General features: G+C 72.7%; 21 protein-coding genes. 5 read left to right on the top strand and 16 right to left on the bottom strand.

Annotation, left to right across the window (positions count from 1 at the left end):
• Positions 1 to 25 precede the first annotated feature (25 nt).
• The 4 genes from AB0924_RS20780 to AB0924_RS20765 form a co-directional block, all read right to left on the bottom strand.
• The gene (locus tag AB0924_RS20780; protein WP_366912126.1) at positions 26 to 820 is read right to left on the bottom strand and encodes an AfsR/SARP family transcriptional regulator; all 795 of its coding nucleotides are present in this window, start codon (positions 818 to 820) and stop codon (positions 26 to 28) included.
• Between the two features lie 87 nt (positions 821 to 907).
• Positions 908 to 1,744: a hypothetical protein gene (locus AB0924_RS20775; RefSeq protein WP_358928336.1), complete on the bottom strand. Its 837-nt coding sequence runs from the start codon at positions 1,742 to 1,744 to the stop codon at positions 908 to 910.
• Positions 1,745 to 2,010: 266 nt separating this feature from the next.
• Positions 2,011 to 3,954 (bottom strand): AMP-dependent synthetase/ligase, encoded by a 1,944-nt coding sequence (locus AB0924_RS20770; protein WP_358928338.1) that lies wholly within the window; start codon positions 3,952 to 3,954, stop codon positions 2,011 to 2,013.
• 259 nt (positions 3,955 to 4,213) lie between these two features.
• Positions 4,214 to 5,512, bottom strand: a complete 1,299-nt coding sequence (locus tag AB0924_RS20765) for an acetyl-CoA C-acetyltransferase (protein WP_366912125.1) — start codon at positions 5,510 to 5,512, stop codon at positions 4,214 to 4,216.
• A 91-nt stretch (positions 5,513 to 5,603) separates the two neighbouring features.
• On the opposite strand from AB0924_RS20765, the gene AB0924_RS20760 reads away from it, so the two are divergent.
• The gene (locus AB0924_RS20760) at positions 5,604 to 6,905 is read left to right on the top strand and encodes a 3-oxoacyl-ACP reductase (RefSeq protein WP_358928342.1); all 1,302 of its coding nucleotides are present in this window, start codon (positions 5,604 to 5,606) and stop codon (positions 6,903 to 6,905) included.
• A 1-nt stretch (position 6,906) separates the two neighbouring features.
• On the top strand, positions 6,907 to 7,785 hold the full coding sequence (locus tag AB0924_RS20755; RefSeq protein ID WP_366912124.1) for a MaoC/PaaZ C-terminal domain-containing protein: 879 nt from the start codon (positions 6,907 to 6,909) through the stop codon (positions 7,783 to 7,785).
• Positions 7,786 to 7,809: 24 nt separating this feature from the next.
• Here the strand turns inward: AB0924_RS20755 and AB0924_RS20750 are convergent, their stop codons facing one another.
• The 9 genes from AB0924_RS20750 to AB0924_RS20710 all read right to left on the bottom strand — a co-directional run bounded on the left by AB0924_RS20750 (position 7,810) and on the right by AB0924_RS20710 (position 14,981).
• Positions 7,810 to 8,460, bottom strand: a complete 651-nt coding sequence (locus AB0924_RS20750) for a TetR/AcrR family transcriptional regulator (protein WP_358928347.1) — start codon at positions 8,458 to 8,460, stop codon at positions 7,810 to 7,812.
• 58 nt (positions 8,461 to 8,518) lie between these two features.
• Positions 8,519 to 8,818, bottom strand: a complete 300-nt coding sequence (locus AB0924_RS20745) for a DUF4229 domain-containing protein (RefSeq protein WP_358928349.1) — start codon at positions 8,816 to 8,818, stop codon at positions 8,519 to 8,521.
• A 110-nt stretch (positions 8,819 to 8,928) separates the two neighbouring features.
• Complete coding sequence (locus tag AB0924_RS20740; RefSeq protein ID WP_366912123.1) at positions 8,929 to 9,453, bottom strand: GNAT family N-acetyltransferase; 525 nt, start codon at positions 9,451 to 9,453, stop codon at positions 8,929 to 8,931.
• A gap of 16 nt (positions 9,454 to 9,469) precedes the next feature.
• Positions 9,470 to 10,129, bottom strand: coding sequence for a UdgX family uracil-DNA binding protein (locus AB0924_RS20735; protein ID WP_366912122.1), 660 nt, complete (start codon positions 10,127 to 10,129; stop codon positions 9,470 to 9,472).
• Between the two features lie 32 nt (positions 10,130 to 10,161).
• Complete coding sequence (gene mqnE, locus AB0924_RS20730; RefSeq protein WP_358928356.1) at positions 10,162 to 11,325, bottom strand: aminofutalosine synthase MqnE; 1,164 nt, start codon at positions 11,323 to 11,325, stop codon at positions 10,162 to 10,164.
• 38 nt (positions 11,326 to 11,363) lie between these two features.
• Positions 11,364 to 11,819 (bottom strand): Lrp/AsnC family transcriptional regulator, encoded by a 456-nt coding sequence (locus AB0924_RS20725; RefSeq protein ID WP_358928358.1) that lies wholly within the window; start codon positions 11,817 to 11,819, stop codon positions 11,364 to 11,366.
• A 61-nt stretch (positions 11,820 to 11,880) separates the two neighbouring features.
• Positions 11,881 to 12,555 carry a UbiX family flavin prenyltransferase gene (locus AB0924_RS20720; RefSeq protein WP_358928360.1) on the bottom strand — a complete coding sequence of 225 codons (675 nt, stop codon included), beginning with the start codon at positions 12,553 to 12,555 and terminating at the stop codon, positions 11,881 to 11,883.
• 69 nt (positions 12,556 to 12,624) lie between these two features.
• Entirely contained in the window at positions 12,625 to 13,527 is a 903-nt protein-coding gene (gene mqnP, locus AB0924_RS20715) for a menaquinone biosynthesis prenyltransferase MqnP (protein ID WP_358928362.1), read from the bottom strand.
• Positions 13,524 to 14,981, bottom strand: a complete 1,458-nt coding sequence (locus AB0924_RS20710) for a menaquinone biosynthesis decarboxylase (protein ID WP_358928364.1) — start codon at positions 14,979 to 14,981, stop codon at positions 13,524 to 13,526. The genes mqnP and AB0924_RS20710 overlap by 4 nt, the downstream gene beginning before the upstream one ends.
• A 75-nt stretch (positions 14,982 to 15,056) precedes the next feature.
• Here AB0924_RS20710 and AB0924_RS20705 point away from each other — a divergent pair, with 75 nt between their 5' ends.
• Both AB0924_RS20705 and AB0924_RS20700 read left to right on the top strand, forming a co-directional pair.
• Positions 15,057 to 15,362 carry a PLD nuclease N-terminal domain-containing protein gene (locus tag AB0924_RS20705; protein ID WP_358928366.1) on the top strand — a complete coding sequence of 102 codons (306 nt, stop codon included), beginning with the start codon at positions 15,057 to 15,059 and terminating at the stop codon, positions 15,360 to 15,362.
• A gap of 4 nt (positions 15,363 to 15,366) precedes the next feature.
• Positions 15,367 to 16,248: a LysR family transcriptional regulator gene (locus tag AB0924_RS20700; protein ID WP_358928368.1), complete on the top strand. Its 882-nt coding sequence runs from the start codon at positions 15,367 to 15,369 to the stop codon at positions 16,246 to 16,248.
• On the opposite strand, the gene AB0924_RS20695 is transcribed toward AB0924_RS20700, so the two are convergent.
• Both AB0924_RS20695 and AB0924_RS20690 read right to left on the bottom strand, forming a co-directional pair.
• Positions 16,145 to 17,092, bottom strand: a complete 948-nt coding sequence (locus AB0924_RS20695; protein WP_358928370.1) for a DMT family transporter — start codon at positions 17,090 to 17,092, stop codon at positions 16,145 to 16,147. The genes AB0924_RS20700 and AB0924_RS20695 overlap by 104 nt on opposite strands.
• A gap of 110 nt (positions 17,093 to 17,202) precedes the next feature.
• The gene (locus AB0924_RS20690) at positions 17,203 to 17,526 is read right to left on the bottom strand and encodes a transcriptional regulator (RefSeq protein WP_358928372.1); all 324 of its coding nucleotides are present in this window, start codon (positions 17,524 to 17,526) and stop codon (positions 17,203 to 17,205) included.
• 120 nt (positions 17,527 to 17,646) lie between these two features.
• On the opposite strand from AB0924_RS20690, the gene AB0924_RS20685 reads away from it, so the two are divergent.
• Entirely contained in the window at positions 17,647 to 18,621 is a 975-nt protein-coding gene (locus AB0924_RS20685; protein WP_366912121.1) for a zinc-binding dehydrogenase, read from the top strand.
• A gap of 45 nt (positions 18,622 to 18,666) precedes the next feature.
• On the opposite strand, the gene AB0924_RS20680 is transcribed toward AB0924_RS20685, so the two are convergent.
• Entirely contained in the window at positions 18,667 to 19,116 is a 450-nt protein-coding gene (locus AB0924_RS20680; RefSeq protein ID WP_358928376.1) for a hypothetical protein, read from the bottom strand.
• Positions 19,117 to 19,132 lie beyond the last annotated feature (16 nt).

Genomic DNA, 19,132 nt, shown 5'->3' with positions numbered 1-19,132 from the left:
GTTTGCGCCAAAAGCCAGGCCATCTTCAGGCGAGCTGCGGGATAACGGTCCGCGTATCGCCGGCCAACGCCGGGTCGTGGCACAGGATGGCGCTCTCCACCTGGCGCAGGGCGGGCGACGGCTGGATGCCGAGTTCGTCGTCGAGGTGGCGGCGCATGCGGCGGAAGACGTCGAGGGCGTCGGCCTGCCGTCCCGAGCAGTACAGGGCGATCATGAGCTGTTCACAGAACCGCTCCCGCAGCGGGTGGTTGGTGTGCGCCTCGGTCAGCTCGGCGAGGACCGCCGCGTGCCGGCCGAGCCGCAGCTCGGCGTCGAAGCGCAGTTCCATGGCGCGCATCCGGTACTCGTCGTAGCGGGCGCCCGCCAGCTGGCACAGGGTGCCGCAGGCGAACCCGCCGAAGACCGGGCCGCGCCACAGCGCGAGCGCGTCGCCGAGCAGCCGGGCGGTGTACGCCGGGTCGCCCCCGCGGGACGACTCGGCGTGCCGTACGGCCCGGACGAACTCGGCGGCGTCCAGCTCGCCGTCCCCCACGACGAGCCGGTAGCCCGAGGGGTGGATGGTCACCCTGGAACCCCCCCGGCCGGGCTCCAGGCCGCGCAGCTTGCGGCGCAGCCGGCTGACGTGCGCCTGCAGGGCGTTGGCCTGGTTGTCGGGTACCGCGTCCCCCCACATCTCCTCGACCAGGCTCTCCCCGGAAACCGGCTGGCCCTCGCTGATCAGCAGGGTCTGCACCAGGGTGCGCTGCAGGTCGCCGGAGATCTCCGCGGGGCCGGACACGGTACGGATCTGCAGGGCCCCGAGGATCGAGAACTTCAGCATCCTGACTCCGCCTCCCGTTGATGTCGCTGGCGTCGTCGTCCTTCTTCCGGCGACGTATCAACAGTGCGCGGCGCGGCTACCGGATCGTTACCGGTCCGTTCCCGGCCGGGTGTCGTCACCGACGACCAGCGCCCGTAGTGAGGCCACCCGCCGGGCCGCCACATCGGGCGAGTCGGCGCCGACGACGAGGTGACCGGGGTGCGGCGCCGCGGGCGGTGAGACGTAGCGGACGTGCGGCAGGCCGCCCACCTCCGCCTCCGCCAGCCGCCACGGCGGGCTGATCAGCGCGGCGGCGGCGAAGCGGTTGGGCCGCACCGCGTCGACCAGCCGCCCGGCCAGCACCTCCACCGCCCCGGCCGCCAGGTCCAGCCCGCCGGCCGCCTTGACCAGTTCCGGCACCGGGTCGTCGCCGAGACCCGCCCGGCAGCCGGTGATCACCGGGCCGCGCGGGGTGAGGACGACGCTGGAGTGGGCCGGACCGAACTGGTATCCGGTCAGGTCCAGCAGCGCGGTGACCACCGCGCGTACCTCGGCGGCGGTGTCGGCCGTGAGGGGCGCGGGGTGGAGCAGGCCGTAGGGCGTGCGGGCGACGATCGCGGCGGCCTGGTGCATGCCGTGCACGCTCAGCGTCTCCACGGTCAGCCGCAGGTCGCCGGGGGCCACCTCGGTGCCGCCGGGCGAGAGCCGGTTGTCGCGGACGAGGCGCTGCACGGCGGCCGGGTCGGACAGCATGACGAGGGCACGGGCCGGGTTGACGCACAGCCCGGCCTCGGCGGCCTCGGCGAGGGGTGCGCGCAGCGCGGCCTCGTCCGTGGCGTCGGCCCGTATGGAGCGCACTTGGACTCCCGCGCGCGCGGCCTGGCGGACGAGGCGCTGGTCCGGGTTCAGCAGGAAGATCCGGCGTACGTCGTTGTGTTCTTTCATGCCTCTGCTCGGGGGGACGGAGTAGGCGGGGGTGGAAAGGCAGGCTACGAGCGGCCGATACCGATCCGGTCCCGGCCGGTTCCCGAGGTGGTGCGAGTGCCCGGAACGGGTACTTCTGAGGGGGGTTGACGAACCGTGGGCACCACAGGACCCGCCTTGTACGCTACCGGTTCCCGGGCACTTGCCGGGGGCGGTTTCCCGGCAAGGACAGAGCAGCCGGTTAGCGCCTCTGTCCGGCCGTTTCCCCGCTTCGCGCGCCGAACGCGTCAGCGTGCGTAGAGGCCCTCGACCTCCTGGGCGAAGTCCTGCATGATCCGTTCCCTGCGCAGCTTCATCGAGGGTGTCAGCTGACCCGCCTCCTCGGTGAAGTCCACGGGCAGCACGGCGAACCTGCGGATCGACTCGGGGCGGGACACCAGCTTGTTGGCCTCGTCCAGGGCCCGCTGCAGGACGGCTTCCAGCTCGGCGTCGCCGACCAGGAGTTCCGGCGGCACCGGATGCCTGCCGTTCATCTGGCGCCAGTGGGTGATGCCGTCGGGGTCGAGGGTGATGAGCGCGGCGACGTACGGCCGGCCGTCGCCGACGAGCATGACCTGGGAGATCAGCGGGTGCTGGCGCAGCCAGTTCTCCAGCGGCGCCGGGGCCACCGACTTGCCGCCGGCCGTGATCAGCAGTTCCTTCTTGCGGCCGGTGATGGTCAGGTAGCCCTCGTCGTCCAGCTCGCCTATGTCGCCGGTGGGCAGCCAGCCGTCCCGGGTGGCGGGAACGACTCCGCCGGCCTGCGGGTCCCAGTAGCCGCGCAGCACGTGGTCGCCGGCGAGCAGGATCTCCCCGTCCGCCGCTATCCGCACCCGGGTGCCGGGCAGCGGCCAGCCGACCGTGCCCAGCCGGGGCTTGAGCGGCGGGGTGACCGTGGAGGCGCCGGCGGTCTCGGTCAGGCCGTATCCCTCGAAGACCTCGATCCCGGCGCCGGCGTAGAACGCGGCCAGACGCCGGCCGAGCGGTGAGCCGCCGCAGATGACGAACTTGACCCGGCCGCCCATGGCGTTGCGGATGCGCCGGTAGACGAGCGGGTCGTAGAAGGAACGGGTCGTGCGCAGCGCCCGGTTGGGGCCGCTTCCGGTGCCGGTCTGCCGGGCCTCGAGCGCCTCGCCGTACCGCACGGCCACCGTGGTCGCCCGGTCGAAGGCGGCGGCCCGGCCGCCCTCCTCCGCCTTGGCCCGCGCGGAGTTGAAGATCTTCTCCAGCATGTACGGGATGGTCAGCAGGCAGGTCGGCCGGAAGGCGGCGAGGTCGGGCAGCAGGTCCTCGGCCTTCAGGCTCGGCGCGTGCCCGAGCCTGACCCGGGCGCGTACGCAGGCGATCGCCACCATCCGCCCGAAGACGTGGGACATCGGCAGGAACAGCAGGACCGACGCCTCCTCGGCCGAGCCGGTCCGGAAGACCGGGTGGAGGAGCTGGACGGCGTTGTCGACCTCGGCGAAGAAGTTGCCGTGCGAGAGGGCGCAGCCCTTGGGACGGCCGGTGGTGCCGGAGGTGTAGATGAGCGTGGCGAGGGTTTCGGGGCTCAGCATGCCCCGCCGTACGGCCACTTCGCCGTCCGGTACCTCGGCGCCCAGCTCCGCGAGCCGGTCCACGTGCCCCTGCTCCATCACCCACACGTGCCCGAGGTCCGGCAGCCGCTCCAGTTCGGGGCCCATCGCTGAGGCCTGGGCGCCGGTCTCGGTGACCAGGGCGACCGCGCCGGAGTCGTGCAGGATCCAGCGGGTCTGGAAGACGGAGGACGTGGGGTAGACCGGGACCGTGACCAGGCCGGCCGCCCAGGCGGCGAAGTCGAGCAGCGTCCACTCGTACCGGGTCCGGGCCATCACGGCGATCCGGTCGCCCGGTGTCAGCCCCGACGCGATCAGGCCCTTGGCCACCGCGAGCACCTGCGCGGCGAACTGCGCCGCCGTCACGTCCGTCCAGCGGCCGCCGTCCGTCCTGCGGCTGAGCACAACGGCGCCGGGGTCGGCCTCGGCGTTCTCGAACGGCAGTTCCGCGAGCGAGCCGTGCCGCACCGGCGGCGCGAACGGTGGGACGTACGCCTCCCGTACGACACCGTCCAGCCGCCGGGTCTCGGGTTCCACCAGGACCGGCAGGCCGTCGTAGTCGGTGGCCTGGACGGGGGCGCCGGAGGAGACCGGGGCGCTCGGGTACGGGGTGGACACGGGGCGGCTCCTCGGGCGTGCAGCGGAGAACTGCTTGCTGCCTGACGTACGTGCCTCGGGCGGCGAGGCGTTCACCGGTGGCTGTCCCGCAGTAAGGAGTTACCGGCGGTCAGGCTGGTGATCGTACGGGTCGGCTGTGGGGGGATTGTGCGAGTTCGGGAATGGTCCGGGAACGGGGGTGTGCATCCTCGGAGATCATGTGAGAGGCGTTCATGTTCCCTGGCTCACACTCGTCGTCCCACCCCATCGACCGGTGATTTCACGGGCGTTCCAGGATCGCGGTCACGCCCTGGCCGCCCGCCGCGCAGACCGAGATCAGGCCCCTGCCGGGACCGTCCCGCTCCGCGAGCAGCTTCGCCAGGGTCGCGACGATCCTCGCCCCGGTCGCCGCGAACGGATGCCCGGTGGCCAGCGACGACCCGGCCACGTTCAGCCGGGCCCGGTCCACCGCGGGCAGCCCCCGCTTCTCCCAGGCGGCGAGCGTGGCCAGCACCTGGGAGGCGAAGGCCTCGTGGACCTCGATCAGGTCGAAGTCGTCCAGGCCGAGACCGGTGCGCTCCAGCAGGCGCGGCACCGCGTACGCCGGGGCCATCAGCAGGCCGTCCTCGCCGCCCGCCACGTCACCGTGCGCGAAGTCGACGGCGGCCGTCTCGTGCGCGGTGAGGAAGGCGAGGGGCTGGAAGCCGCGCGCCTCGGCCCACTCCTCGCTCGCCAGCAGGACGAGCGCCGCGCCGTCGGTGAGCGGGGTCGAGTTGCCGGCGGTCATGGTGGGCCCGGGGTCGTTCAGGCCGAACACCGGCTTCAGAGCGGCGAGTTTCTCCGGGGTGGAGCCCGGACGCAGGTTCTGGTCGCGGTCCAGGCCGCGGAAGGGAACGACCAGGTCGTCGAAGAAGCCCCGGTCGTACGCCGCCGCCAGCCGCCGGTGACTGGTGGCGGCCAGTTCGTCCTGCGCCTCCCGGGTGATGCCGAAGGCGCGTGCGGTCACCGCCGCGTGTTCGCCCATCGAGAGCCCGGTGCGCGGCTCGGCGTTGCGCGGGATGTCGGGGACCAGGTGTCCCGGGCGGATCCCGGCGAGGGCTCTCAGCCGGGCGCCCGCGGTCCTCGCCCGGCGGGCCTCCAGCAGGATGCGGCGCAGCCGGTCGTTGACGCCGAGGGGCGCGTCGCTCGCGGTGTCGGCGCCGCCCGCGACCGCCGACTCGGTCTGGCCGAGGGCGATCTTGTTGGCGGCGGCGACGACGGCCTGGAGTCCGGTGCCGCAGGCCTGCTGGATGTCGTAGGCGGGGGTGCGCGGGTCCAGCCGGGAGCCGAGCACGGTCTCGCGGGCCAGGTTGAAGTCCCGGCTGTGCTTGAGGACGGCGCCGGCCACGAACTCGCCCACGCCGCCCGGCCGGTCGAGGCCGTACCGCTCGGCCAGCCCGTCGAGGGCCGCGGTGAGCATCCGCTGGTTGGAGGCGGTGGCGTAGGGCCCGTCGGAGCGGGCGAAGGGCAGGCGGGTGCCGCCGATCACCGCGACGCGTCGCGCCCGGGGCTGTTCGGACGGGGTTGCGAGGGGACTCATCTCGACCTGCTCCTCAGCCGTGACGTAGGCTTACCTCCGGTAACCTTACTCCAGAGTAAGCATTTCTGACCGAGTCCCACGGGAGTTGGACATGGCCGACCGCTACCTGAGCTTCACCGGCACGGCGCCGGGCCGCTTCCTCACCCGGCGCCTGGGTCTGCCCCAGCCGGCCGAGCTGCGCCGCTGGTCGGCCGAACACCCGTCACTGGACGGCCCGTTGCTGCATCTCACGGCCGGGGACTCCGACCTCGACCCGGCCCCCGTCCTCGCCCGCACCGGCCTCACCGCCGGTGACCGGGACCCGGCCGCCGTCGTCCTGGACGCCACCGGCGTACGGGACGTCGGGACGCTCGCCGAGGTGCACGCGGCCCTGCATCCCGTCGTACGGTCCGTCGCGCCGAGCGGCCGGGTCCTGGTCCTCGGCGCCCCGCTCGACCCCGCCGACCACCACCAGGCCGCCGCCCAGCAGGCGCTGGAGGGTCTCACCCGCTCGCTCGGCAAGGAGATCGGCCGGGGCAGGACCGTCAACCTGGTCCGGCTGACCGACGCGGCCGCCGCCGAGTCCACCCTGCGCTTCCTGCTCTCCCCCAAGTCGGCCTACGTCAGCGGCCAGGTGGTCGAGGTCGGCGCCGGGCCGGCCACCGCCCCGGCCGACTGGGCGATGCCGCTCGCCGGGCGGACCGCGCTGGTCACCGGCGCCGCGCGCGGGATCGGCGAGGCCGTCGCCGGGACGCTGGCCCGGGACGGCGCCCATGTCGTCGTGCTCGACGTGCCCGCCGCCGAGGCGGACGCCCGCCGGGTCGCCGAGCGGCTCGGCGGCACCGCCCTCACCCTCGACATCACCGCCGACGACGCGGGCGAGCGCATCGCGGACGCCCTCCCCGGCGGACTGGACGCCCTGATCCACAACGCGGGCATCACCCGGGACCGCCGGCTGGTCAACATGCCTGCGGACCGCTGGAGTTCGGTACTGGAGGTGAACCTGGCCGGCGTACTGCGCACCACCGACGCCCTGCTCGCCAAGGGCGCGCTGCGCTCCGACGGCCGGATCGTGGCCACCGCCTCCATCGCCGGGCTCGCGGGCAACGCCGGGCAGACCAACTACGGCGCGAGCAAGGCGGGTGTCGTGGGCCTCGTACGGTCCCTCGCGCCGCGCGCGCTCGCGGAGCACGGGGTGACCGTGAACGCGGTCGCGCCCGGGTTCGTCGAGACCCGGATGACGGCCGCGATCCCGCTGTTCATCCGGGAGGCCGGCCGCCGGATGAACTCCCTAGCGCAGGGGGGCCTGCCGGCCGACGTCGCCGAGACCATCGCCTGGCTCGCCCACCCGGCCTCCGGCGCGGTCAACGGCCAGGTCGTCCGCGTGTGCGGCCAGAGCCTGCTGGGAGCCTGAGATGACCGCCGTGACCCTGTCCGCCGCCCCCGCGCTGGCCCCGCTGCTCGCCCGCGGCGCGCTGCGCTCGCCCTTCAAACGCCCGTCCCCGGAGGCGGACTTCCCGCGCGACCGGCTGGTCCTGCCCGGCCTGCGCGTCGACCTGGCCCGGCTGGCCGCCTACGAACGGGTCTGCGGCTTCGCGCCCGGCGCCGACGACGCGGACGCGCTGCCCGTCACCTACCCGCACGTCCTCGGCTTCCCGCTGGCCATGCGCCTGATGAGCGGCCGGGACTTCCCGCTGCCGCTGCTCGGCCTGGTGCACACCTCGATCGGGATCGTCCGCCGCACCGGCCTGCCGGCCACCGGGGAGTACGAACTCGCCGTCCACATCGCCGGTCTCGCCCCGCACCGGCGCGGCACCGAGGCCACGGTGGTCACCGAGCTGCGGGCCGGCGGGGACGCCGTATGGGAGTCGCGGAGCACCTACCTCGCCCGGCACCGGGCCGGCGCCGGGGCCGGTGCGGCGCCGGGGCCCGACGAGGAGCGGCGGCCACCGCTTCCGGCGGCCGCCGAGTGGCGGCTCCCCGACGACCTCGGCCGCCGGTACGGCGCCGCCTCCGGGGACCGCAACCCCATCCATCTGCACCCGCTGACCGCGCGCCTCTTCGGCTTCCCGCGCGCCATCGCGCACGGCATGTGGACGGTGGCCCGCTGCCTGGCCGCCCACGGCACGCCCGAGGCGGCCCGGATCGAGGCCAGCTTCCGGGCGCCGGTGCCGCTGCCGGGAACGGTGACCTACGGCACGGACGGCACCGGCCGTTTCGAACTGCGCGGGGCCGGGGACCGCCCGCACCTGACCGGCGAGGTACGGGCGCTGACGCCACAACTGGAGCCGTAGGGCCCGCCGTCCGGGCTCAGTGCCTCAGTCCTCGAAGCGCGGCGGGCTCCAGGGCCGGCCCTGCATCAGGTCGCCCAGGCCCGCCCAGGCGAAGTTCATCAGGGTGGCCGCCGCCTGCCGTGCCGTGGTGCCCGGGGTGGCGTTGGCCCAGGCGGCGAGGGACTCGGCGGCGCCGACCAGGGCTTCGGCGAGCCCGGCGACCTCACGCTCGGCGAGGTCCGGATCACGGTGGGCCTCACGGGCCGCGACGGCGATCAGCCGGGTCACGAACGCGACGATCTCCTCGCGCATCGCGGTGACCTCGGCGGCGAACAGCTCGCCGTGGGTACGGGCCTGCAGGTGCAGCACGGCCCAGCCGTCGGGGTGCTCGGCGGTGTGCGCGAAGAACGCCCGGAGCCCGTCCCAGAGCCGGCGGTCGGCGGGCAGATCAGCGCGCACGCCGGTGCGGACCGCCTCCGACAGGGCCCGGGCCTCCCGGCGGATGCACGCCGTGAAGAGGTCTTCCTTGGAGTTCAGATAGAGGTACACCAGCGGCTTCGAGACGCCCGCCAGTTCGGCGATCTCGTCCATCGACGCGGCCATGTACCCGCGCCGGCCGAAGATCCGTACGGCGGCGTCGAGCATCTGCTGCTCCCGCACCGCACGCGGCATCCGCTTGGTCTTCACGGCACCCATGGGGAGAAGCCTAGTTGTGCCGCCGGGGCGGCCGGCGCGTATCGGCCGGCCGAGGGGGTCAGGAGGCCTGGCTCCGCGCCCGGGAGATGTCGTCCGCCCCGTCCTCCTGGTTGCGGTTGGAGTCCAGGTTGGCCTTCATCCGGTCCACCCGGTCCACGATCCGCACCGAGGCCCGCTCCCGCTCCCGGCGCAGCACCACCCAGCTGATCGGCGCCGACAGCACCAGCGCGAGCAGCAGCACCCACAGGAAGTTCGAGTTGCCGAAGCCGCGCGGGAAGATGCCGGAGTAGACGGCTCCCCAGACGACCACGAGGCAGCCGGCGAAGATGCCGAGGCGCATCAGCGTGTAGCGGAGCATCTCAATCCACTCTTCCGTGTCGTACGGTCCGAAATCCCATCGGGTGCATCGTCCAGTGAAGCACGCCCGACGGGCGATCTTCGCGGGGGGTCGCGGGGGCCACCGGCGCCTCAGGTCAGCGGGAGCAGCATGGTGATGTCGTCGCGGTGGTCGCCGGGGGCGACGCGGATGGCGCCGGGCACCCGGCCGACCTCCTTGTAGCCGCAGGAGGCGTAGAAGTGCTCCAGGCCGTGGCCGCCCCGGCAGCCGAGCCGGATCGCGTCGATGCCGCCGAAGCCGCGGACCGCGCCCTCGGCGGCCGCCATCAGCTCGCGGCCGTACCCCTTGCCCTGGTGTGCCGGGTGGACCATCACCGTGTAGAGCCAGACCCAGTGCGTCTGCAGCCGGTGCGTGTTGAAGGAGACGAAGGCGGTGGCGGCCACCTCGCCCGCCTCGTCGTGCCCGACGAGCAGCCGCATGCCGCCGCCGGCCAGCGCCGCGAGCTGCTTGACCAGTACCGGGCGTATGTCCTCCCGTGTCACCGGGGGCACGAACCCGACGGCCCCGCCCGCGTTGGTCACGTCCGTCCACAGCGTGAGGACGCCCTGGTGGAGGGCAGGGGTGATCGCCGGGTCGAGCGTGAAGGTAAGGGGCATGGGGCGAGTGTATCTATTACCCGAGTACGTGTGCGGCGATTCCCAGATCGGCCACCAGGCCCTCGTACGCCGCCTCGCGGTCCTCGTCCCGCGCCCGCAGCACCGACGACGGATGCACCGTCGGGACCAGCCGTTCCGACCGCCCGTGGATCTCCCGCTCCAGCACGGTGCCGCGCACCTCGCCCACCCGGAACGACGATCCGAGCAGCGCCTTGCCGGCCGTGGCGCCGAGCACCACGATCAGCTCGGGCCGTACGAGGGCCAGCTCGGCCGCGAGCCACGGCCAGCACGCCGTCGTCTCCCGCAGGCTGGGCGCCTTGTGGATCCGCCGCTTGCGCGGTTCGGCCCGGGTGAACTTGAAGTGCTTGACGGCGTTGGTGACGTAGGCGTCCGCCGGGTCGAGGCCGGCTTCCGCCAGCGCGCGGTCCAGCAGCCGGCCGGCGGGCCCGACGAACGGCCTGCCCTCCCGGTCCTCCTGGTCGCCCGGCTGCTCCCCGACGAGCATCACCCGGGCATCGGCACTGCCGGCCCCGAAGACGGTCCGGGTGGCGTCCCGGTGCAGGGGGCAGCCTCGGCAGTCGGCCGCGGCCCGGCGCAGCCCGTCGAGGCCGGCCCCCGCCGGGACGAAGGGGGCGGCGGTGTAGCGGTCCTCGGGGCCGCTGCCGCTCGGGCTCATGGCCCCCGGGTACCCCGGGGGCCGGAGGTGCTTCAGACCCGCATCGGCTGCGGGGACTCCCGGCGCAGGGGGTCGGGGCCGTCGTACTCGCGGATGATCTCGTAGCGGGTGTTGCGCTCCACCGGGCGGAAGCCGGCGTCCCGGATCAGGTCCAGCAGGTCCTCGCGGGTCAGCTTGTTCGGGGTGCCGTAGTTGTCGGCGTCGTGGGTGATCTTGTACTCGACCACCGAGCCGTCCATGTCGTCGGCGCCGTGCTGGAGGGCGAGTTGGGCGGTCTGCACCCCGTGCATCACCCAGAACACCTTCACGTGCGGGACGTTGTCGAACAGCAGCCGGGAGACGGCGAACGTCTTCAGCGCCTCGGCGCCGGTCGCCATCTGCGTGCGCGCCTGGAGCCGGTTGCGGACCTTGCCGTCCTTCATGTCCACGAAGTCGTGCTGGTAGCGCAGCGGGATGAAGACCTGGAACCCGGCGGTCTCGTCCTGCAGTTCACGCAGCCGCAGCACGTGGTCGACGCGGTGCCGGGGCTCCTCGATGTGGCCGTAGAGCATGGTGCACGGGGTCTTCAGGCCCTTCTCGTGCGCCAGCCGGTGGATGCGGGACCAGTCCTCCCAGTGGGTGCGGTGGTCCACGATGTGCTGCCGGACCTCCCAGTCGAAGATCTCGGCGCCGCCGCCGGTGAGGGACTCCAGGCCGGCGTCGATCAGCTCGTCGAGGATCTCGGAGGCGCTCAGCCCGGAGATGGTCTCGAAGTGGTGGATCTCCGTCGCCGTGAAGGCCTTCAGCGACACGTCCGGCAGGGCGGCCTTCAGCTCGCGCAGCGAACGCGGGTAGTACCGCCACGGCAGGTTCGGGTGCAGGCCGTTGACGATGTGCAGCTCGGTGAGGTTCTCCGACTCCATCGCCTTGGCGAGCTTGACGGCCTCCTCGATGCGCATCGTGTACGCGTCCTTCTCCCCCGGCTTGCGCTGGAAGGAGCAGTAGGCGCAGGAGGCCGTGCACACGTTGGTCATGTTGAGGTGCCGGTTGACGTTGAAGTGGACCACGTCACCGTTCTTGCGGGTGCGCACCTCGTGCGCGAGCCCGCCCAGCCAGGCCAGGTCGTCCGACTCGTACAGCGCGATGCCGTCCTCGCGGGACAGGCGGACGCCCGCCCTCACCTTCTCCTCCAGCTCGCGCTTGAGCCCGACGTCCATGCCAACACCTTTCTCCGACAGCCCGACCAACGGTATCCCTAGACCTCTTCGGGCAGCTCCCCGACCCGGTTCTCCCACTTCGTGGACAGCACGACCGTGGTACGGGTCCGGGAGACGCCCTTGGTGCCGCTCAGCCGCCGGATCGTCTTCTCCAGGCCGTCCACGTCCGTGGAGCGCACCTTGAGCATGAACGAGTCGTCGCCGGCGATGAACCAGCAGTCCTCGATCTCCGTCAGGTCCCGCAGCCGCTGGGCCACGTCCTCGTGGTCGGCGGCGTCGGACAGCGAGATGCCGATCAGCGCGATCACGCCGAGGCCGAGGGAGGCCGAGTCCACGGTGGCGCGGTACCCGGTGATGACACCGGCCGCCTCCAGCCGGTTGATGCGGTCGGTGACGCTGGGTCCCGACAGGCCGACGAGGCGCCCCAGCTCCGCGTAGGAGGCCCGGCCGTTCTCCCTCAGGGCCTGGATGAGCTGCCTGTCCACCGCGTCCATGCGATCGAAGCCTTCCGCTGAAGATTTCCCGAAGTGATGAGAGGTACTGCGACTTGCTCCGCTACCGGCCCGCTGCGCCGCCGCCCAGTTCGCCCTTCCAGCGCCGGTACAGGCCGTGCCCGACGCCCGCCGCGTCCAGCACCCGCCCGGCGACGAAGTCCACCAGATCCTGGATGTGGGTGGCGCCCGCGTAGAAGGCGGGCGAGGCCGGCACCACGCTCGCGCCGGCGTCGTCCAGCGCGACCATGTGCCGCAGGGTCTGGCCGTTCAGCGGGGTCTCCCGTACGGCCACGACGAGCGGCCTGCGCTCCTTCAGTGTGACGCTCGCCGCGCGCTGCAGCAGGTCCTTGGAGAGGCCGAGGGCGACACCGGCGACACAGGCCGTGGACGCCGGGACGATCAGCATCCCCCGCGCGGGGTACGACCCCGAGGACGGTCCCGCCGCGAGGTCCCCCGCGCCCCAGTACCGCACCCCGCTGACGTCCACCTCGAACGTCCCGGGCTTGCCGTCGGCTCCCCTGGCCAGCCATTCCCGCAGGTCCTCCTGCCAGTGCGCGTCCCGGAACGAGATCCCCGTCTCGTCCAGCAGCGTCAGCCGCGAGGCCCGGCTGACCACCAGGTCGACCGCCTCGCCGGCGGCGAGCAGCGCCCGCAGCACGGCTGCCGCATACGGCGTACCGGAAGCACCGGACACCCCCACGATCCAAGGCGCGCGCTGCGTTTCTCCTGCGTTCACACCTTGAGCGTACCGGCGGACCGAACCGCGTTCAGGACGGGTCGGCCCGACCGCGGCGACGCCCCCCGCTCAGACCGTCAGACCCCGCACCAGCAGGTCCAGCAGCGCGCACACGAACAGAGCGATCCCGATGAAACCGTTGACGCTGAAGAACGCCCTGTTCACGCGGGACAGGTCGTGCGGGCGGACGATGGTGTGCTCGTAACCGAAGGCTCCCGCGACGACGACCAGGCCCAGCCAGAAGAACGCGCCGGCGTGGGTGGCGAGGGCGTACCAGACGAACAGGGCCGTGGTGACGGTGTGGCAGATACGGGCGCCCCAGATGGCGGCCGGGATGCCGAAACGGGCCGGGACCGACCTGACGCCGATCCGGCGGTCGGTCTCGACGTCCTGGCAGGCGTAGATCAGGTCGAAGCCGCCGATCCAGATGCCGACGGCGAGGCCGAGGATCACCGCGTTCCAGGACCACTCGCCGGTGATCGCCAGCCAGCCGCCGACCGGGCCCATCGCCTGGGCCAGGCCCAGGATGGCCTGCGGGAAGTTCGTGAACCGCTTGCCGTAGGGGTAGACCACCATCGGGATCACCGCGATGGGGGCCAGGGCCAGGCACAGCGGGTTCAGCAGGGCCGCGGCGCCCAGGAAGACCACGAGCGCGACCAGCGCGCCGGTCCAGGCGTGCCGCACCGACATCGCGCCGGTGACCAGCTCGCGCTGGGCCGTGCGCGGGTTGCGGGCGTCGATCTCGCGGTCGATGATCCGGTTGACCGCCATCGCGAAGGTGCGCAGGCCCACCATGCAGACCGTGACGAGCAGGAGCCGGACCCAGTGGACGTTCCGGTCGAGCTGGAACATCGCGGTGAGGGCCGCGATGTAGGCGAAGGGGAGCGCGAAGACCGAGTGCTCGATCATCACCAGGCGCAGGAACGCCTTGGTACGTCCCGGCCGCGGTAGTGCCGCGGAGGCGCTGCTCACAGGCCGTACTCCTTCCAGCGGCGGTCCACCAGGGCCGCCGTATCCGGGTCCGACAGGACCATCTCCGGCCATCCGCCGTCCCTCGTGTAACCCTCCTCGGGCCATTTCCTCGTCGCGTCGATGCCCGCCTTGCCGCCCCAGAACTGCTGGTAGGAGGCGTGGTCCAGGTGGTCGACGGGGCCCTCCACGACGGTGAGGTCGCGGGCGTAGTCCGTGTTGCCGAGGGCGCGCCAGGCGACCTCGTGCAGGTCGTGCACGTCGCAGTCGGCGTCCACGACCACGATCAGTTTGGTCAGGGACATCATGTGTGCCCCCCAGACCGCGTGCATCACCTTCTGCGCGTGCTTGGGGTACTTCTTGTCGATCGAGACGATCGCGCAGTTGTGGAAGCCGCCGGCCTCGGGCAGGTGGTAGTCCACGATGTCCGGGACGATGATCTTCAGCAGCGGCAGGAAGAAGCGTTCCGTGGCGCGGCCGAGGGGGCCGTCCTCGGTGGGCGGCCTGCCGACCACGATCGACTGCAGCAGTGGCCGCTTGCGCATCGTCACGCAGTCGATGGTCAGCGCCGGGAACGGCTCCTGCGGGGTGTAGAAGCCGGTGTGGTCGCCGAAGGGGCCCTCCGGGAGCATCTCGCCGGGCTCCAGCCAGCCCTCCAGCACGACCTCGGCATTGGCGGGGACCTGGAGCGGGACCGTCTTGCAGTCGACCATCTCGATCCGCTTGCCCGCGACGAACCCGGCGAACAGGTACTCGTCGATGTCGCCGGGCAGCGGCGCCGTCGAGGCGTAGGTCACGGCGGGCGGGCAGCCGAAGGCGATGGCGACGGGCAGCCGTTCGCCGCGCCGGGCCGCCACCTGGTAGTGGTTCCGGCTGTCCTTGTGGATCTGCCAGTGCATGCCGATGGTGCGCTTGTCGTGCCGCTGCAGGCGGTACAGGCCGAGGTTGCGGATGCCGCTCTCGGGGTCCTTGGTGTGGGTCAGGCCCAGGTTGAAGAAGGACCCGCCGTCCTCGGGCCAGGTGAACAGCGCCGGGAGCCGGTCGAGGTCCACCTCGTCGCCGTGCAGCACGACCTCCTGCACCGGCGCGTGGTCGGGCTTCACCTTCTTCGGCGGCACGTGCGCCATGGCGCCGAGCTTCCCGAACGCCTCGCGCACGCCCACGAACCCGTGCGGCAGCTCGGGCCGCAGCAGCCCGCCGATCTTCTCGGAGATCTCCCCGTACGACTTCAGGCCGAGCGCCTTCAGCAGCCGCCGGTCGGTGCCGAAGACGTTCATCGCGAGGGGCATCGCGGAGCCCTTCACGTTCTCGAACAGCAGCGCGGGGCCGCCCGCCTTCTGGACCCGGTCGACGATCTCCCCGACCTCCAGGTACGGGTCGACCTCGGCCTTGATGCGCTTGAGGTCTCCCTCGCGCTCCAGCGCCCTGAGCAGGGAGCGAAGATCGTCGTAAGCCATGCCTCTCAGTATCCGTCACCCGATAACCTGGGCTCGTCACCGGGGCCGTCCCACACCTTCGGGAGATCGCACGACATGCTCAGGTATCTGCCCGTCCTGCTGGTGCTGGCGCTGTGGATCTACGCCTTCGTCGACTGCCTCAACACCCCCGAGGAAGAGGTGCGCCACCTGCCGAAGGGCGTGTGGCTGCTCATCGTCCTGGTCTTCGGCTGGGTGCTGGTGGGCCCGGTCGCCTGGCTGATCACCGGCAGGGTCCGGCAGCCGGCCGCCGCGAACAGCGGCACGCCCGCCGAGCGGCACCCGGGCTCGGGCTGGGTCGCGCCCGACGACAACCCCGAGTTCCTGAAGTCCCTCGAGCGGGACGACCCCGGGAACGACTGATCCCGTGGAACTGAGGCTGCTCGTCACCTTCGAGAAGGTCGCCACCGTCCTGAGCTTCACGCGGGCCGCGGCCGAGCTGTCGTACGCGCAGTCCAGTGTGACCAGTCAGATCCGGGCCCTGGAGTCCTCGCTGGGTACCGAGCTCTTCGACCGGCTCGGCGGCCGGATCCGGCTCACCGAGGCGGGCGAGCGGCTGCTGCCCTACGCCCGGCGCATCGCCGAACTGGCGGAGGAGGCACGGGCCGCGGTCACCGGCGCCGGGGAGCCGGCCGGCACCCTCACCGTCGGCACCATGGAGTCCCTGACCTCCTACCGGCTGCCCCCGCTGCTGGAGTTCTTCCACCACCGCCACCCCGCGGTTCGGCTCGCGCTGCGCACCACCATCGGCGACGAGACCCGGCAGGCGCTGCGTCAGGGCACCTACGACGTCGGGTTCCTGATGGAGGCGGAGACCGAACACCCGGGCCTTCAGAGCACGGTGCTGGCGGTGGAGCCGCTGGCGCTGGTGGCGGCACCGGGGCACGAACTGGCCGGGAAGCCCGTCGCGACCGCCGACCTCACCGGCCGACCGCTGCTGGCCACCGAGCCGGGCTGCGCCTACCGGGACCTGTTCGAGCGGGAGCTGGCGGCGCTGGGGCCGGTGGAGTTCATGGAGTTCGGCACCATCGAGGCCACCAAGCGCGCGGCGGCGGCCGGCCTCGGGACGGCGCTGCTGCCCGAGGTGACGGTCGCCGCCGAACTCGCGGCGGGCACGCTTGTGCGGCTGGCCTGGGAGCCGCCGTTCACGCTTCGCACGCAGCTGGCGTGGCGGTCCGGGAAGCGGCTTCCGGCGCATGCCCGGCTGTTCGTGGAGCAGGCGCGGAGGCTGGTTTCCGAGCAAGGGTGACCTTGAGGCTCGCGGTGACGATGAGCGGGACGCCGAGGGCCTGCACCAGTCCGATGTGGTGGCCGTACACCGCCCAGTCCATGACCATCGCGACGGCCGGGTAGACGAAGGCGAGTACGGCGATCTTGGCCGTGGGCAGCTTGGCGTAGGCGGCGTACATGAGGACGTACATCACACCGGTGTGCAGCAGTCCGAGGCCGGCCAGCCAGCCCCAGTCCCAGCCGGTGCCCCGCATGGCGCCGAAGTCGGCGAAGGGCAGCAGCAGGGGGATGCCGACCAGGACCTGGACGAGGGCGATCAGGTGCGGGCGCACGCCGGTGATCCGCTTGGTGACCAGGGTGGACAGCCCGTACAGCAGGGCGGCGAGCAGGGCCTGGCCGATACCGGTGAGGTACGCGCCGCCGCCGGTGAAGTCGGCGGGGGTCACCCCGGAGACGAGGACGAGTCCGGCGAAGGCGGCGCCGATCCAGCCGACCCGGGCGGCGGTGAGCCGCTCGCGGAACAGCAGGGCGCCGAGCAGCACCACGTAGAAGGGCTGCGTGTGGTAGACCACGGTGGCCACCGAGATGGACGTGTTCTCGTACGACTGGAACAGCAGCACCCAGTTGAAGACGATGAACACGCCGCCGAGGACCGCGAGGCCGAGGGTGCGCGGGGTGAAGCCGTGGCCGCGCAGCCATCCGCGGGCCAGCACGTAGCCGCCGAGGGCCAGGGCGCCGAACAGGACGCGGAAGAAGACGACGTCGAAGGGCGGGGCACCGGACTCGACGACGAAGACGCCGAGGGTGCCGGACAGCATCATCGCGGTGGTCAGCTGGGCCGTGCCCGTGTGCTCTGAGGTCATGGCGCCGACGCTACGGACGGCCGCCGGGACCGGTCCACGAGCCGCTGGGGCGTCCTGCCGATGGGGCCATCGGCACCGCCGATGCGCGCAGGCCGCCGGGGGTGCGGCGGTCAGTCGCCGCGGAGCACCAGGCCGAGCAGTCCGGGGAAGCGGGCGTCGAACTCCGTCCGCCGCAGCCGGTTCACCCGCTTCGGGCCCTCGTCTCGCTGCTCCACCAGACCGGCGCCGCGCAGCACCGTGAAGTGGTGGCTCAGGGCCGCCTTGCCGACCGGTACGTCGAAACTGCCGCAACTGCGGGACCAGTCGGCGGAGCCGGCCAGTTCCCGGACGAGCGTGAGGCGCACCGGGTCGGCCAGCGCGGCGAGCGCGGTGAGCACGGGCACCTCGTCGGGGTGGGTGTGCTCCGGGGCGGCCCGGTGACTGCTCGTGGCCATGCCGTCCTCCTCGCCGCGGTGCCGGCCCGCGCTGATCCCGCTTGCCGAGTGTTCGATGAAAACCATACACTCACGAGTGTTCGCTTTTCATTGAACACTGAGCCGAACGGGGAGTCCGGCATGCGTGCGATCGAGTTCCAGCGGTACGGCGGTCCCGAGGTGCTGACGGCGGTGACGGCCGAGGCGCCCGAGCCGGGGCCCGGGCAGGTGAGCGTCGACGTGGCCTGGGCGGGCGTCAACTTCGCCGATCTGAAGGCGCGTTCGGAGGGCTATCGGGTACCGCGGCTGCCGTGCGTCCCCGGCCTCGAGGTCTCGGGCCGGATCCGGGCGCTCGGCGCGGGTGCCACGGGTCTGGCCGTCGGCCAGGAGGTGGCGGCCCTGACCGAGCACGGGGCGTACGCGGAGGTGGCGGTGGCCGAGGCGGCGACCGTCTTCCCGCTCCCGGCCGGCGTGGACCTGCGCACGGCGGCGGCCCTCCCTACGGTCGTGCCGACGGCCTACGCCCTGCTGCACTCCGTGGGCCGGCTCCAGCCCGGCGAGACGGTGCTCGTCCAGGGCGCGGCCGGCGGAGTCGGCACGGCGGTGGGGCAGTTGGCGCGGGCGGCGGGCGCCGGCGCGGTGTACGGGGTGGTGTCCTCGGCGGCGAAGGCGGCCCACGCCCGGGCGCACGGCTACGACGAGGTGTTCACCGGCGACTTCCGGCAGCGGGTGCGGGAGGCGACCGGCGGCCGGGGCGCCGACCTGGTGCTGGACCCGGTCGGCGGTGACACCCTGCGCGAGGGCCTGGCCTCCCTGGCCGTCTTCGGCCGGCTGGTCTCCTTCGGCAACGCGAGTTCGGCCGAGCCGTGGTCCGTCGGCCGGCCCGAGCTGTACCCGCTCGGCGTCTCCGTCTCCGGGTTCTCGATCCTGAGCCTCGCGAGCACGGCCCCGGCCGAACTGCGCAGCCTGACCGAAGCGGCCTTCGCGAAGGTGGCCGACGGCACGGTGTCCCTGCCGGTGACGGCCGAATTCGCACTGGAGGACGCGGCGGACGCGCACCGCCTGATGGGCACCCGCACGAGCACGGGCAAGCTGCTGCTGCGCGTGGGGGCGTAACCGGGCGCAGACGCGGCCGGGCGCCGGTCCGGGCGCCCGGCGGTGTCAGGTGTACTGCCCCGGAAGCGGCTCCGACGCCTCCTGATCGGGCGGCGGGGACGGGGAACCCAGATTCTCGATCAACCGTTCGAACCTGGTGCGCCAGGCCGTCTCCGACTCGCCCTCGCCCTGGAACTCGTGGGTGAAGCGCAGCACGCACCCGCCCTGCCGTTCACGCTCCAGATGGAACCGCATCCGGCCGTCCGCCACGGCGTACTCGGCGACCCGGTCCACGTCCCAGGCGGTGACCCGGCCGGCGCCCAGGTCCCGGAAGGCGACCTGGCCGTCGAGTCTGGGCTCGAGAACGTCGACGGCGGTGAACCAGCCCGCGAGTCCCGCGGGCGTGGCCACCGCCGTCCAGACCTCTTCCATGGTTCTCGGGAGCCGCACCAGGAAGTGGAGTATGTGCGTGTTCCCGTGCGTCTGGCTGATGCCCTCTTCGATGGAACCGCTCATGGCACCAGTGTCACCG

Origin of the sequence: Streptomyces sp. NPDC047869, assembly GCF_040704065.1 — a bacterium.
Classification (GTDB): Bacteria; Actinomycetota; Actinomycetes; order Streptomycetales; family Streptomycetaceae; genus Streptomyces.
Note: the sequence above shows the minus strand (reverse complement) of the source record. Positions and strands in the feature narration are given on the sequence as shown.